Annotated in this window: 12 protein-coding genes and 1 tRNA gene; 12 read left to right on the top strand and 1 reads right to left on the bottom strand. The window is 56.4% G+C overall.

The features are described from left to right. Nucleotides 1-49 precede the first annotated feature (49 nt). The 8 genes from WC859_04195 (at nt 50) to WC859_04160 (ending at nt 8,926) form a co-directional block, all read left to right on the top strand. The gene (locus WC859_04195; protein ID MFA5975347.1) at nt 50-1,834 is read left to right on the top strand and encodes an N-acetylmuramoyl-L-alanine amidase; all 1,785 of its coding nucleotides are present in this window, start codon (nt 50-52) and stop codon (nt 1,832-1,834) included. Between the two features lie 48 nt (nt 1,835-1,882). Then, nucleotides 1,883-2,953 carry a glycosyltransferase gene (locus tag WC859_04190; protein MFA5975346.1) on the top strand — a complete coding sequence of 357 codons (1,071 nt, stop codon included), beginning with the start codon at nt 1,883-1,885 and terminating at the stop codon, nt 2,951-2,953. Then, on the top strand, nt 2,950-3,681 hold the full coding sequence (locus WC859_04185; GenBank protein MFA5975345.1) for a polysaccharide deacetylase family protein: 732 nt from the start codon (nt 2,950-2,952) through the stop codon (nt 3,679-3,681). The genes WC859_04190 and WC859_04185 overlap by 4 nt, the downstream gene beginning before the upstream one ends. Beyond that, on the top strand, nt 3,678-4,064 hold the full coding sequence (locus WC859_04180) for a VanZ family protein (GenBank protein MFA5975344.1): 387 nt from the start codon (nt 3,678-3,680) through the stop codon (nt 4,062-4,064). Before WC859_04185 ends, WC859_04180 begins: the two co-directional genes overlap by 4 nt. 2 nt (nt 4,065-4,066) lie before the next feature. After that, complete coding sequence (locus tag WC859_04175; GenBank protein ID MFA5975343.1) at nt 4,067-5,746, top strand: glycosyltransferase family 39 protein; 1,680 nt, start codon at nt 4,067-4,069, stop codon at nt 5,744-5,746. A gap of 12 nt (nt 5,747-5,758) precedes the next feature. Next, entirely contained in the window at nt 5,759-6,853 is a 1,095-nt protein-coding gene (locus tag WC859_04170; protein MFA5975342.1) for a DNA recombination protein RmuC, read from the top strand. Further along, complete coding sequence (locus tag WC859_04165; GenBank protein ID MFA5975341.1) at nt 6,850-8,793, top strand: hypothetical protein; 1,944 nt, start codon at nt 6,850-6,852, stop codon at nt 8,791-8,793. Before WC859_04170 ends, WC859_04165 begins: the two co-directional genes overlap by 4 nt. Before the next feature lie 59 nt (nt 8,794-8,852). After that, a tRNA-Glu gene (locus WC859_04160) sits at nt 8,853-8,926 on the top strand. Nucleotides 8,927-9,092: 166 nt separating this feature from the next. Here WC859_04160 and WC859_04155 read toward each other — a convergent pair. Continuing rightward, nucleotides 9,093-9,443 carry a gliding motility-associated C-terminal domain-containing protein gene (locus tag WC859_04155; protein MFA5975340.1) on the bottom strand — a complete coding sequence of 117 codons (351 nt, stop codon included), beginning with the start codon at nt 9,441-9,443 and terminating at the stop codon, nt 9,093-9,095. A gap of 351 nt (nt 9,444-9,794) precedes the next feature. On the opposite strand from WC859_04155, the gene WC859_04150 reads away from it, so the two are divergent. The 4 genes from WC859_04150 to WC859_04135 are packed head-to-tail and all read left to right on the top strand — an operon-like array spanning nt 9,795 to nt 15,120. After that, nucleotides 9,795-10,925 carry a PorV/PorQ family protein gene (locus WC859_04150; protein ID MFA5975339.1) on the top strand — a complete coding sequence of 377 codons (1,131 nt, stop codon included), beginning with the start codon at nt 9,795-9,797 and terminating at the stop codon, nt 10,923-10,925. Further along, nucleotides 10,888-12,336: an Ig-like domain-containing protein gene (locus WC859_04145; protein MFA5975338.1), complete on the top strand. Its 1,449-nt coding sequence runs from the start codon at nt 10,888-10,890 to the stop codon at nt 12,334-12,336. Before WC859_04150 ends, WC859_04145 begins: the two co-directional genes overlap by 38 nt. Nucleotides 12,337-12,343: 7 nt before the next feature. Next, a complete protein-coding gene (locus WC859_04140) occupies nt 12,344-13,630 on the top strand; it encodes a tetratricopeptide repeat protein (GenBank protein MFA5975337.1) in 1,287 nt (428 codons plus the stop codon). Further along, a complete protein-coding gene (locus WC859_04135; GenBank protein ID MFA5975336.1) occupies nt 13,627-15,120 on the top strand; it encodes a HAMP domain-containing sensor histidine kinase in 1,494 nt (497 codons plus the stop codon). The genes WC859_04140 and WC859_04135 overlap by 4 nt, the downstream gene beginning before the upstream one ends. Nucleotides 15,121-15,129: the final 9 nt, after the last annotated feature.

Genomic DNA, 15,129 nt, shown 5'->3' with positions numbered 1-15,129 from the left:
ACAACGCCACATAAACCATCATGTCGGCATCAAATGGCATGCAAATGGTATGCGGCATAATGTTCGGGCGCACAGCGGTGCGCCCCTACAGTTCCTATGGACCTTATGTTTGTTGCCTTCCCTGGCCGTCTCCGCCGTTATCCCCTCCACCCCCACGATCACTCCCGCAACGCTCACTATCGTTCATCCCACCGAAGGTCAGCGCCTCCCGTTGTTGTCGCAGATTTTCGCCTTCGGCGCGGTGGTCCCCGGCTCCACCCTGACGATCAATGGCAGCACCATCAATGTCCATTCCAGCGGAGGATATCTGGCCATGGTTCCGGTCAGTACGGGAGATTTCGTTTTAAGCGCGGAAGTCAAAAGTCCTGCCGGAGACAGCGCCAAACTGGACCGGCGCATTTATGTGGCGCCGGGATTTATCGCCAGCCCCTTAAGCCCTCTCACGATTGAAAAAGGATCGGTCTCCCCGTTTGACGACGCCTGGCTGATGGCCGGAGACAGCGTGCGGGTGAGTTTCCAGGGATCCTCCGGCGCCAGCGCCGAGTTTTCCATCGAAGGCGTCGCCCGTAAGATCCCGATGATGGAGGTCGGCGTCTCCTCCGCAGGCCGACGGGGAATCTACGAAGGCCTTTACACGATTCAGCCGGAAGATAAAGTCCACCGCGCCTCCATCGAGGTGACGCTGAAGAGGCGCCGCATCACGGAAAAAGAAAAAGCCGCTGGCCGCCTGACGATCGACAACACGCCGGCGCCCCGGGTCGGGCTGCTCCTGGAGGATGTGGCGGCGCGCACAGGCCCCGACGGGGGCTATGATCTTTTTCTCGCCAAAGGCATGCGGGTCCGCTTGACGGGGAAAGTGGGGGGCCAGTGGCGGGTTCGTTTGTCGGCGATGCAAAGCGGCTGGGTGAGGGAAAATGCCGTTCAAGAACTTCCTCCGGGGACGCAACCGGCGCAAAGTCCATTGGGAAACTTTATCGTGACTCGTCAGGACGAGAACACGCTGATCCGCGTTCCATTAGGGGATGTGCTGCCCTATCGCGCGGAGCAGAACCTGAATCCGGCGCAGCTGGTGGTGACGCTCTATGGGGCCGTCGCTAAAACCGACCTCATCCGTTACGATCCTTTTGACACGCTGATCCAGCAAGTCCGCTGGCGGCAGACGGCCCCGGACACGGTTCAGCTCGTCATCGAGCCGGCTTTCCAGAAATGGTGGGGCTACGACATCCGGTACGAAGGAACAACTTTGCTGATCGAAATCCGGAAACCCTGGTTGAAAGATGGTCTCGCGGGGATGGCCATCGCTGTCGACGCGGGTCACGGCGGCTCGGATTCCGGCGCCATCGGCCCTCACGGGACGCTGGAAAAAGACGCCAATCTTGCTATTGCAAACGTCGTCCGGGACGCTCTTGCACGTGCCGGAGCCAACCCCTTTCTCATCCGCGAGACGGACAGCGATATTCCGCTTTATGACCGTCCGCGCATCGCCTGGAAAGGCGGCGCGCGTCTCTTCATTAGCATTCACTGCAACGCCGCTGGAAACAGCGAAAACCCTGTCTGGAATAACGGGTTCAGTATTTATTGGTATCACCCTCAAAGCCTGACCCTCGCTAAGGTTATTCACTCAGACTATCGAAAGCGTTTGCCGCTTCCCGATCACGGTCTTTTCTATGCGGATTTCGCGGTTTGCCGCATGACCCAGATGCCCTCCTTCCTCGCGGAGCAGGCGTTTATCATCGTGCCCGAACAGGAACAGATGATTTTTGACCCCAAATTTCAGAAACAGGTGGCCGCCTCCATCGTCAACGGCATTAAAGCGTTTTTGGCTAAACCGTAATGACGATCCGTTGGTTACCCTCACCCCCGTCTGCTGCTCGCTGATGTTATGAGGATTCTCTTTCTGCTGTCCTGCCTGGAGCCGGCGGGCTCCGAAACCTATTGCCTCTCACTGGCCGAAGCCTGGCAAGGGAAGCATGAGGTCTTCTGGATTTCTGACCGGCTGCATTACGGCCAGACCTATACCTCCTGGCCGATCCACCAAAAAGCGTTCCCCGCCGGCGTCCTGAATACCTGGCGCGTGGCCCGCTTTATCCGGCGCCATCAGATCCAGCTGATTCATTCGCATTCCCGCCGGTCTCACTGGGTGGCGGCACAGGCAGCGGCCCTTACTGGGATTCCGCATGTGACGACGATTCATCAACCTCCGCCGGTTCATCTTTTTTCGCGGGCCTTCCCCTGCTTCGGAGACGCCGCGCTCGCCATTGATGAAGCGGTGGTGGATCACCTGACCCAACGGTTTCATTATCCCTTGAAACAAATCCATCTGATTCGTAATGGCGTTGATCTGAACCGCTTCCAGCCGGCGGCCAATCCGGGGTCCGCTGTGAAGCAACTCCTGTTATTGGGACGCCTGAGCGGGGGCCGATGGAAAGCCTTTGAGTTCTTTTTAGAGGTGCTGAGATCGATAGCCTTCTCGCTGCCTCCAACGGTATTCCGGATTGCCGGGAAAGTTCCGGAGGATCGCGCCGCGGCGTTTGTCGAACAACTGCGCGTGGTCAACACCGCCGTTGCTCCCTCGCGCGTGGAGTCCATCGGCTTCATCCAAGACCTGCCGGCCTTTTTGCATGACGTGGATATGGTCATCGCCGGGGGACGCTCGGCGCTGGAAAGCCTGGCCAGCGCCAAACCAGTGATCATTATGGGAGAAGGGGGCGTTTTGGGAATCTGCGGCCCTGAAACCTGGCCGCAGGCTTTACGAACCAATTTCGGGGATCATCTCGTGCCAAAAACATTTGCTCCGGAAACGCTGGCGCTGGCTTTGCGCGACCTGTTGTTGGCGCCGGAACGCGCGGAAGAGCTGGGCCGCTGGGGCCGCGGCCAGGTTGAAAAGTATTACGATATCCGGAAGACAGCCGAAGCGGTCGACGCTGTTTATCAGTCCCTCATTCGCACATGACTTATCTACCCATCCTGACCTATCATCGGCTGCTCGCCCAGGAGCCGTCCCGGGCCGTTGATCCCAATCGCATCGCAGTCAGCCAGACACAGTTTCGTCGCCACCTGGCCTGGTTCAAACGCCTAGGGTACCGGAGCGTCCCCCTGTCAGACTATGTTCGCCTATTGCTTGAGAAACGTCCTCTTCCAACCCGTGGGCTGGCCATTACGTTTGATGACGGCTATGAGGAAGTTCTCACATTAGGGCTGCCGGTTCTGCAGGAGTTTGGTTTTTCCTCTACCGTTTTTGCCATCACAGGGGAAGAACGCAACGCATGGGACAACGGTTCCGCGCGGATTCTCTCCGGCGACCAGCTTCGTCATTGGCGAAAAGCTGGCATGGACGTCGGCGGTCACACCTGTCACCATGTCCATCTGCCCCAGCTGACCCCCGATGCCGCCCGGCGGGAAATCCGTGAATCCAAAAAACAATTGGAGGACCTTCTCGGCGAAACGATTCCCATTTTTGCCTACCCCTATGGGGAAAGCACTCCGGCCGTTGAGCAGATGGTCCGTGACGCCGGCTATGAAGTGGCCTTTGCCACGGATCGCGCTCCCAGAGATCATGCCGCGAACCTTTACCGCTTACGCCGCACGGTGATTTTTCCCCGGAACACGGCTTGGGAAGTCCTCTGGAAAGCGCAACGATGGTATCCGGCTTATCAGGATTGGAAAAGGGGAACTCTTTGAAACCGGAACATCCCGGCAGGCCCCGTTTGTCGGTTATGGAGGTTGGATCGCTCTGGCTGCCGGTCATCGTTTGGGCCGCTTTTATCTTTTACTTTTCCAGCCTCCCCTACTTGCGATTCGTGCAACCGTGGTGGGATTACCCGCTTCGAAAAGCCGGGCATATGATGATCTTCGGGATCCTGGCACGCTTGATCGCGCGCGCGCTTACCGGCAGCACCTTCTGGCCGTGGAAAAAAATCTTCGCGTGGAGCCTGCTCCTGGCCCTTCTTTATGCCGCCACCGACGAATACCACCAAAGCTTCACGCCGGGCCGGGGCGCCACCGTCCAGGATGTCGTCATCGACGGGACCGGCGCCTGGATCGCGCTCGGGATGATTCCTTAGCCATGACGCGGCGCATGGGCTGGGGGATCGCTTCGCTGCTGCTGACGGCTCATCTGCTCTTTTCTCTTCACGCCGCCCGCCATTTATCCCCCGCATGGGATGAAATCGTTTATCCATCCGCCGGCGTCGCCCAGTGGCAGACCCGTTCCATCACCCGCAACCGCGAACATCCTTTTCTGGCCAAGCTGATTTCGTCCTTTCCCCTGCTCCCGCTTCGGCCAGCGCGGCTGGAATTTTCCCCAACGGGGAATACCCAGGATGATTACCGGGCTGGTTTCTCCTTTACGTTTCATAACCGGCTGAACCCGAAAACACTGATCTTCTGGAGCCGCGTCCCGGCGGTTGTTTGCTCCGTGCTGGCTGGGGCTCTTTTGTTCGGCTGGATGAGCGCCAGTTGGGGGGTGGGCGGCGGACTGATCAGCCTTCTCTGCTATTTGGCTACGCCGATCTTCCTTTCGCGGGCCAGTCTCGCGCTCCTGGAAGCGCCGATGTATCTTTTTATTCTATTGGCGCTCTGGTGCCATAGCCGATGGATGGAAAACCGGGAGGACCGTTTTTTATACGCCAGCGGGGCCTCAACAGGTCTGGCGCTTCTGTGCAAACTGTCAGCGTTACCGCTTGTATTTACTTTCCTGGCTCTGCAACTTCTAAACCGTCGGCAAACGAAGACAACGCCGATATATTCCCCAGTGATTGATCTGCTTAAATTACTGGGTTCAACCGCATTGGTGGTTTTTCTGGCGTATCTTCCGTGGTCAGGGGCCTGGGAAGCTTTTCGGGCGTCCTTTGTAAATGTTTTTGTGCTGTTTAATCGACCCTTGCCTTACTATTGGCATGGTCAAACTTACAAAATCGCTCCTGCCTATCTTTCGTGGGCAGCCTGGCTGATTAAAGCGCCGCTGTGCGTGATCGCGCTCGGCCTCTGGGGGGCTTTCGCCCGGATTCAGAATCCGGGACAACGCGCGGCCCGCCAATATTTCATGATTTTCGCAGGCGCGTGTTTGATCCCGGCCTTTTTCTTTGGATCCGCTGTGTCATCGGTTCATTTCTCGCCGGTGTATCTGGCGATCGCGGGCTTGGCCGCCGGGGTGGCGAGCCGACTTCAGGGCCTTCCGAGCCGTGCGGCGCTGGGGGTTCTGCTGGTTCTGGCCTGGGTGGATGTGTATCGGGTTCATCCGAATTATCTTTCCTATTTCAACGAAATGGCCGGAGGACCTCGTCAGGGATATCGTTGGATGGAAGATTCCGATCAGGATTGGGGACAGTCGCTCCCGGCTTTGGCGCATTACTGGGAAAAGGAAGGCCGGCCTGGACTGATCCTTTGCTACTCCGGAGCGGGAGATCCGCGCGCCGAGGGGTTGGTTTATCAGGACCTGTATTCTCCCGCGCTGGTCAGCCGGGAGTATCAAGGCGAGCTGATCGCGGAGACAAGCCGACCGGTTTACCTGGCGATCGCCACCAAAGTGATGCAGTCCGCTCCGGAAGGATTCGCCTGGCCGCAGGCGCATCTCCAGCCCAAAGCGCTGGTGAGCAATTGTTTTTTCATTTACGACATTACCCGGCAACCGGAAGCTTTCCGCTGGATGGGGACTCTCTACTACGTCACCCAGCGCGGCGCCCGGGCGCAATGGGCCTTTGACCAGGCCGCCCGAATGGACCGGATGCGGCCCAGCCCGCCGTGATAGAATAGCGTTATGCTCCTTTCCCTCGTCGCCCTGACCACTCTTCTTGTGATCGTTGTCGTGGGACTCCTTCTGCGGATGCGTCGCCCGTCCCCGGACGCGGGGCTATCGCTCATGCAGCAGCAAATCGATTCCCTGCGCAAGCAAGTATCAGAGAACCTCTCACAAAACGCGACGCTCCTGCAGAAACAGCTCGAAGCGGTCTCTCACAACCTGCGCGATTCCTCCGGCGAGATCAACCAGCGCCTGGACAATGCCGCGAAAATCTACGGCGACTTGCGCAATCAGCTGGGACAGCTTTCACAAGCCAACATCCAAATCCAGTCGATGGTGAAAGACATCACCTCCCTGCAGGATATCCTGCGGCCGCCCAAGCTCCGGGGCGGGATGGGGGAGGTCCTGCTGGAAAACCTTCTTCGGGAGATCCTGCCTCCCGAGCATCTCGCCCTGCAGCATCGTTTCCAGACCGGGAACGTGGTCGATGCCATCATCCGCCTGAAAGACGGGATCGTCCCGGTCGACGCCAAATTCCCGCTGGAGAATTTCCGGCGGATGCTCGAAGCTAAAACGGACGAGGAGCGCCGGGCCGCCCGCAAGGAGTTTGTTCGCAACGTGAAGAAACACATCGATGATATCCGCGAAAAATATGTCCTGCCGGATGAAGGGACCTTTCCCTTTGCCCTGATGTACATTCCGGCGGAGAACGTGTATTACGAAACCATCATCAAGGGGGAGGAAGAGGACGGCGAAAAGGCGCTCTACGCCTATGCCACGTCGCGGCAGGTGATGCCGGTCTCTCCCAATTCTTTTTATGTGTATCTGATGACGCTGGCCCAGGGGTTTCGCGGCATGCGCGTGGAAGAGCGCGCCAAAGAAATTATCCAGCAGCTGAACCGTCTCCGGGATGAACTCATGCGCTTTACGGAGGATTTTCGGAAAGTCGGCATGCACATTTCAAACGCCCAGACGCGCTTCTCTGAAGCCGAGCGGCGGTTGACGCGCTTTGAGGAAAAACTCATCTCCGCCGGAGACCGCCCGATGGAAGGAGAACCGGCGGCGGCGAGCATCGGCGAAGGCTCCGACCGCCTGAATCTGCCTGGTTCGTGATCGATTCAGCCGGCAACCGGTGGCGTTCGGCCTGGTTCGCCATCAGTGGTTTTGCCGTATCACTCGTTCTGGCCCGCCTCATCAGTCTCGGCTTCTTCGGTAATGCCAGCCACACGCTCCGTCAAACTTGGTTTTTCCTCGGAAACAATAAAGATCAGCAAGTTCTTTTTCAGCTTTTATTTCTTACTTTTATCCCGGCTTTTACGCTGGCGTGGCATACCGCTAACCGAAAAGCGTGGCGGCATCGCAGCCGACCGCTCGTCCTGTTCGGGTTAATCCTCCTCCAGTTCGTTGCTGTAGGAGCAATGATTTCTATCCTCTGCGCGATCGGTCGGCTGGCCCTATTCGCCGTTTCCCTCGGTGCTTTCGGGGTTGCCCTGTCAGGCTATATCAATCAAGGGGAAGAGCCTTCCGAGAAGATTTCTTTGTGGGTCTTTATCCCAAGTCTCGTTCTTCTGTACGTGTGGGTTTTCCCGGGCTGGAACCCACCCTTTGCGGTGGATACTTACCATGAAGCCGATCAATTGGGCCCTGCCATGGATTTTTTGCATGGCAAAGTTCTTTTCCGCGACATTTTCATTGCTCAGGGAGTCCTTCACAACGTTCTTAAGCCTGCGGCAGCGTTCGCCTGGTTCGGGATCTCCGTTGCCTCCAAAAAACTGATCGATGCGCTGACTTTTCCCCTGGGATATGTTGCGCTGGCCTTCCTTTTACGTGCGATCCTGAGGAATCGTCTGCTCTGGATTGTGGCGACCGTAGGGTTTCCGCTTATCTGCCCCTATTTTCCAGACCGGCATTTTTTCGGCCTGCTGGCTCTGACTGTTTTTGTTTATTCATTCGAGGAGAAAGACAAAATCCGCTGGATCCGAACGGGAGTCGCGGGGATTCTGGCGGGTCTTCAATTCTGGCACAGCATGGAACTAGGGGTTTTTGTTACGGCGGCGATTGGCTTGACGCTGCTTTACTCTTCGCTTTTTGGGGAAGACAGGGGGTCCCGGTGGCGGTTGTTTATCGTTTTCGTCGGTGCCGAATTAGCCATTGGGGCTCTCCTTTTAGCCGTCTGGGGCGATCTGAGCGCATGCAAAGCCATGCTGAACCAGCTTTACCTTCGCCTGGGGCTGCACCAGCGCATGGAAGGCATCGCCTACCATGCCTTTCAGAAGGGGCCGACCGCATCGGCTCTTTTCCTTTGGTACCTGCCGTTGGCCATTCAGTACGCGGGGGGATCCTGGCTGTGCCTTTCCTGGACGTTTTTAGATGCAAAAGAAAAAATGCGGGGAATTCTGCTGATCAGCGCCTCTGTTTTCTACTTTTTCCCAGCGCTGACCCACTGTGATTTTGAACATCTTTCTTTTTCCTCTCCCTACAGCCTCCTGCTGGGTCTATGGTTATTGGACCAAACCTGGAGGGCCAAACCTTTGAAAGCGATGGCGGCTTTAGGAACAGCCCTGGGGATAGGCTTCTATCTCAATGGACAGATGGCGCTGCTCTCCCGTTTCCGCCTGCAGACAACGGCATCGGTGGAGCGGTGGTCCGCGTTACGCTGGCAACATTCCCCGGACCCGCTCAGCCAGACAATCATTGATCCGGAGATTCGGGAACTATGCCAGGCAGCGGATCGACTGGCCACGCGGGACGTCCCCCTGTTAACGCTCACCCGGGCAGGAGCCATTGGGTTTATCTGCGGGCGTTCGAACCCAACACCTTATTACCTTCCCGACTACTTGTACGACCCAGCAACAGAACAAGAAGTCACTTCCAACCTGGATGGCACCAATAATTTAGTGGTGACTCCCTCCCGACTTGCTGACATAACAAATCGCGAACAACACCAACTTAAAATCGTCCGCGCTTATCTGGAATCCCGCTACCATCCTGTCTGGAAAGGGAAGACTCTTTCGCTCTGGGGAAAGAACGGCCCCTCTCGAGCAGGAAACTAGATCGTGATGTTATAATGCTTTCCGTCAGCGCTCGGAATGCCATCTAGGAAGCCCCGCGTGCCCTCATCGTCTAGCGGTTTAGGACGCTGCCCTCTCAAGGCAGAGATCACGGGTTCAAATCCCGTTGGGGGCACGGGGGGCTTTCCCTTTCGAGCGGGTTCACCCGCCAGACGTCCGGCGGGTGAGCGCCCGTCGTGTGGCGCTCAAATCCCCCGCCACACCGCTCGGGGGGGCCCGCCTGTCTTGTGGCGGGCCGTTGGGGGCACCACCGGCATATTTATTTTCAGGTTTTTAAGGGATCAGCGGGCGACGGCGACGACGCCGTTGAAGAGGGAAGAATTCTGCACAATCTGCACGAGGTAGACCCCGGACTCAACCACCCGCCCGGTTTCATCGCGGCCATTCCATTGATACCGGCCGGAGGCTTCCGGTAACAATGTGACAACGCGCCGGCCTTGGACATTGATCACGGTGGCCTGGGCAGATGATTCCTGATCGGACTGGATGTTAAACGTCACGGCATCATTGATACCGTCCCCGTTCGGAGTCAGGACTCGTCCCGACATTTGAACCGACAGCCGGGAAGCGGCTGACAAAGTCGAAGCCGCAAAGACAACCGCCGCAAAAGTTCGCGCCCATCCAATCCGCATTTATTTCACCTGGATCTGCCCGATTGTTCTGGCCCTACTCCAAATTTCTTACTAAGGGGAGTTTAACATTGGTTACTCTGTCCTTCAAGACTCTTCAAGCAATTTGCATCATATTTTGTAGGTCTTTCTTCCCTTTTTGTTGATCAGCCGGAGTTGTATCAACCTCTCGAAATATCTCTATATTTGAAATAGATTCCCCGTTTTTCGTCAACATTGTTCAGTTTTATCGTCGTAGATTTATGCCCGCTGATCATGTATGCTGTTGCCTGCCTCTCAACCGCCACACACCATTACATGTAATTTCAAATGAATAAATTCTCAGGAAGAACCTCTAATGGAACAGAGGCTCTTGTGAAATGGTTTTCCTGTATCGCGGCGGCATTCCTTAATCTGGCGAGTGTTTATGCCGCGGATTCGGGAACGACTTCAGCTAATTTCTTGAAACTCGGCGTTGGCCCGCGCGCCATCGCCATGGGCGAAGCGCAGGTCGGCCTAGCTGATGATGTGTTTGCGATGTATTGGAATCCCGCCGGGCTGGCTCAACTCCAGGTTCAGGAAGCCGGTTTTACTCACACCCAGCATTTTCAGGATGTCACTGAGCAGTATGCCGCCTATGCTTATCCGCATCAAACATTGGGTGCGTTTGCTGCCAGCGCAACTTTTTTAAATGTCAGTAAATTTGATGGTTATGACGCTGCCGGTCAACCAACGAACGCCGTTGGTGCGAGTGATACCTCTCTTTCTCTCGGCTACGCCAGGCCCCTTTGGAAGAATCGGCGGATGGGATCCGAACTCCTGATCGGGGCTTCCGCCAAATACATACAAGAAAAACTCGCCTCTGTTACGGCAAGCGCCTACGCTGTGGATGGGGGCCTGCTAGTCGTGCCGGGCAAAGCCTGGGGGGAATACCTGGAGGGTTGGCGTGCGGGCTTCTGCCTCCGCAATCTTGGAACCCCCATGCAGTTTGACTCCGAATCTTTTCCTTTACCCCGCAGTTTGAATGCCGGGCTATCCTGGACAGGGGAAGTCCTCGGCGAGTCAATCATCTTCACTATGGACGGGCAGCAACCGAATGACGGTAAACGCACTTTTGGCACTGGGGTGGAGGTCTGGACGCTCAAGACATTTGTTATCCGCGGTGGTTATACGAGCCGGGGAGATCTTGGCAATGGCCTGCGGCTTGGAGCGGGGATCCGTTTTCGTACTTTGGAAATCGGATACGCCTACCTGGCGGCTGGAGATTTGGGCCAAGCGCACCGGATCGGCTTGACGCTTCGTTTTGGCAAACCGGCGCGCGATCCTCAATCCATCGCCGAGGAATGGTATTTGAAGGGCTTAAAAGAATATAAGAAACAGCGCTACACCGAAGCGTTAGTGGACTTCAACAAAGCGCTGGAAATCGATCCATCTCATCCGCAAGCGCTGGAGATGATGAATAAAACCTATGAAGAACTTAAAGTTCTGGTCCCATCTCAACCTTAGCGTCACTTTAACAGGCTTCCTGTTTCTGTCGACCGCGACCGCCAGGGCCGATATCGCCTCTGGCGGCGATCATACGCTGACCAGAACTCTTATCGGCTGCACAGGGGTCAATCAAGTGACTTCCGCAGACTATTCCTCGGCCTATGCCGTGGGAGAGGATATCTCCGGCAGTGAATCCACCTTTGGGGATTGGGATGAACTCAACGGCTACTTCGGCGGTCGATTTGGCAATACCTCCTCTTTGAAGCTACTGAGCGCGCAAATTGGATCGACCCGAATTCTGCAGGACGGCTACCAGGTTGGGGTACCGCTCGACGCCGGCATCACGCTGGTCTTTTCGGATCTACTGGATCCCGCTTCGATCCCAACCAACATTCTTGTTTATCTGGATACGGATCACCTGGGGCAGCCACAGAACGTCATTGAGCCAACCTCCTTCCACTACGACATCACCGGTAGCACGGTAACGCTGACCCCTCAAAGTTCCTGGCAGGGAAATACGCTCTACGAGGTTGCTGTCCAGCCCGGGCTGCAAAACATCGATGATTTCTCTCTTGAATCCGCGGTGCATGTTCCCTTTATTACCGTTCTGGATCCCCGTCAGGATAATAATGTCCTCCATCCTTTGGCGGGGTCAGCAAGCGCCGGAGTCGCAACGAACAACTCTCTCCCGGCGATGAATGTTCATGTCCCCTCCGATGCGCTTTCCGATTATTCAACCCTGCTGTTCAGCCAAGACCCATTGAATAAACCGCTTCAAGTCGATCCGGCCATCCTGCAAACGGCGAATGAAAAAGCGCAGGCCACCGGAGGTCCTTACCGCACACCTCTGGCCATCAGTGAAATCTGCGCTTATAACCTGCAAGGCGTTCCCATCAACAGCCTCCATAAGCCGGTTTATTTTTCCATCAACACCAACAACATGGACAGCACCATCCCGCCACTGGTCCGTTCCAGAACGCTGGCGCTTTGGGCGCTCGACACGGAACATCAACTCTGGGTTAAAATTCCGGCCAGTCAGGCGGAGGGGACCCATGTGACCGCTCCCATCACGCGTTTCTCCGTCTTTGCGCTCATGGGTAGTGCAGACGGCAGCGCGGTGGATGTATATGTTTTCCCGACCCCCTGGCGGCCTCATGGACCGAACACCGGTACCGGCTCCGGGCAAACCGGGACGGAAGCGGCAGGCCTGACTTTTGCAAACCTGCCTTCGGAGTGCGCTATCCGCATCTACACACTCAGCGGGGAACTGGTACGTCAGATTCATCATTCGGACGTTACGGGATCCATGGGCCGTGAAAAATGGGACGGCAACACCACCGGCGGCGGCCACGCGGCCAGTGGAGTTTATCTCTGGCGGGTGGAATCCTCAACCGACGGCAAAACTGGCAAATTGATGATTATTCGATGATCTTCCCATGATAAAACGCTCCAGCCATCTCTTTTTCCTGTTGTCCGGACTGTTCTTGATCATGGGTCGTCCCGCAACAGCAAGCCAGAACACTTCTTCTTATCAAGACGGGGTTGCTGCTTTTGAACAACGACGATGGACGGAAGCGATGGAGAAGTTTTTGGAAGTCTTGAAAAAGGACCCTCAAAATCCGAAGGCGCATGCTTATGTGAATCTCATCGCCCGGCAGATCGAGATGCATCGGCGCTCCACGGTCAAGGAAAAACGTCTCGCGCTCCTGGCCAACGCATCCCAACGGCTGGAGGAAAATCGCCGGGACTCCGCCCCCATCACGAACGCTATTCTCGACACAACACAAGCGGAGGAACGCTCGCGAGAAGAGCGCTGGCGCTCTCTCTGCGAGCAGGCCCGTCTTGAACGCGACCTGGGGCATCTCCTGTCGGCCAATGATCTTATTTTAAGAGTGCTTTCTGAAAATCCATCGCATATCGAGTCCCAAAGGGAGCTGAGCGAGCTTCAAAGCCGTTTGCGGACGGCCCTCGATCACGGTGCCACCCTTTCCATAGAAGAGCGCTATTCGTACGAAGGGTTCTATGCTTTCGGCCAGGCCGATTACCCGGCCGCGCTGACCGCATGGCAGAAAGTTCATGCGCTTCTTGAACCCTCGCATGCGGTCGGCGAAGTTGTTCAACATCTCCGAGCCCTTCATTTTCTCACGTACGAAAAAATCGCCCGGGCCCATGCGGACGAAGAAAAGCGTGTGAATGACCTCAGGGCGCTTTTCCAGCGCGGGCTGGCGCTTTATGACCAACATCATTTTGTTGAGGCCCTGGATGTTTTCCGGCAATTGGCCATCCGCGATCCGGAGTATCCGCAGCTGGGAACTTATATTGTCCAGGCCGAGGCGGCCGCCGAGAAAGACCGCGCCCGACGCCTCGGCGAGGAAAAACACCAGCAAATTGCGCAGCTGATCCAGAAGGGTTCCGGGAGTCTTGCACATGAGCAATACCGTCAGGCTAGAGACTCTTTTCGAGAAGCGCTGACGATCGACCCTTCGCATTCACAGGCCCGCACGTATCTGGCGATGGTTGAAACGGAGATGCAGCGCCGCCAGGACCCCAAAGCCGCTCAGCTCCACTATGAAGCGGGTCTCATCGCCTACGCCAGCGGCCGGTTGGACGAAGCCCTGAGGGAATGGCGCGTCGCGACGCGACTGAATCCGAATTATGAGAAAGCTCTAAATGCTCTCGCCAAAGCGCAACGGGAATTGGCGTTTTCCAGGAATGCGCCATGAAGCTCTTCCCGAAGCTGGCTCTGATGGTTTCGAGTCTTTTGATCGGCACAACCTTGTGCCTCAGCGTGGCCTTCTACTTCTCGGAGCGCCGGTCCATAGAGCAGGAAGCGGAACAAGAGCGTCGGGTTGTTCTGCAGAATCTGATACATATCGCCCAAGAATCGTTCTTAACCAATGACGATTTGTTGCTCGTCAAATACACGGGATGGCTCCAAAAGTGGAATCCTTCCCTCATCAGTGCCAGCGTAATCGGGACTCAGGGAGAAATCCTTGCCCATTCGGAACCGACCCAGATCGGGAAAACCTCGGCCCCCCCTGAACTCTCTCGAACGGAGGTGCTGGTTTTGAGCGAACCCATCCGGCTTGGCAACCGCTGGATCGCCACCGCCCGGGCCGAATTTTCCGAGCTGTATTTTCAGAATCTGATTCGTGCCCGTCTTCTGCAACTCCAAAAACGCGTGTCACTGATCGCCGGGACAGCGTTTATTCTTGCGTTGGTGATTTGTTTCCTGCTGGCGCTATCCTGGACGCGACCGATCAGCCGTTTAGCAGAGGCGGCCGGCCTGATCGGGAGCGGGAAATACCAGTTGGACCTCGCCCCGATGGACCGCCGGCCGGATGAACTCGGGTTTCTGGCTCGCGCCTTCCGCCGCATGGCTGAGCAGCTGCGCGAACTGGACCAGATGAAGGAAGATTTTGTTTCGGCGGTCACACATGAGCTGCGTTCCCCGCTGGGCGCTATTGAGTCTTATCTCAATCTCATCGGCCACGAAGGACGGCAGGGCCTGGATCCCGCGAACTGGGACTTATATCTGGAGCGACTGCGCCTGAATACCCAGCGTCTCACCCGCTTTGTCAACGATCTGCTGGACGTGGCGGCCATTGAGCGGGGGAAAATTACCCTGGAACCCCGACGAACACATCTGGCTCACCTGGCGCAGGACGTTCTGGCGCTTTTTCATGCCAAACTCAGGGATAAACAACTGACCGCGGAAGTACAGGCCGCACAGGAAACACCGGAGGCCTTTGTTGACCCGGACAAACTTCGTCAAATTATTACGAATCTCGTGTCCAACGCGATCAAATTCACCCCGGAAAAAGGCTGCTTTGAAATCCGTTTAGAATCTGAAATCGGCCAAGATAGGCTGCGCGTTTCCGTCAAAGACTCCGGGATAGGGATTGCCTTGGAGGACCAGGCGAAAATTTTCAATAAATTTGAACAGGTGCACTCGGCACGGCAAAACGTCAAAGGCCCAAAAGGAACGGGGCTTGGACTTTCCATTTGCAAAGCCCTTGTCGAACTGCACGGCGGCACACTAAGTGTCTCCAGTCAACCGGGAGAAGGAAGTGTATTTTCTTTCACGGTCCCCTCGGCGAGTTCCCAGGCCGAGGCGTTCAAACAAAAGTCGTCACCCCCGAGTGCCACTGTCGGGGGTCTATCATCGCCGAAACAACCTGATAGATCCCCCGTCAGCGGCCACGGGGGATGACGCATTTGA

The organism is Elusimicrobiota bacterium, from assembly GCA_041660185.1.
Classification (GTDB): Bacteria; Elusimicrobiota; Elusimicrobia; order 2-01-FULL-59-12; family 2-01-FULL-59-12; genus JBAZWU01.
The sequence above is the reverse complement of the archived record's forward strand: the minus strand, read 5'-3'. Positions and strand labels throughout refer to the sequence as shown.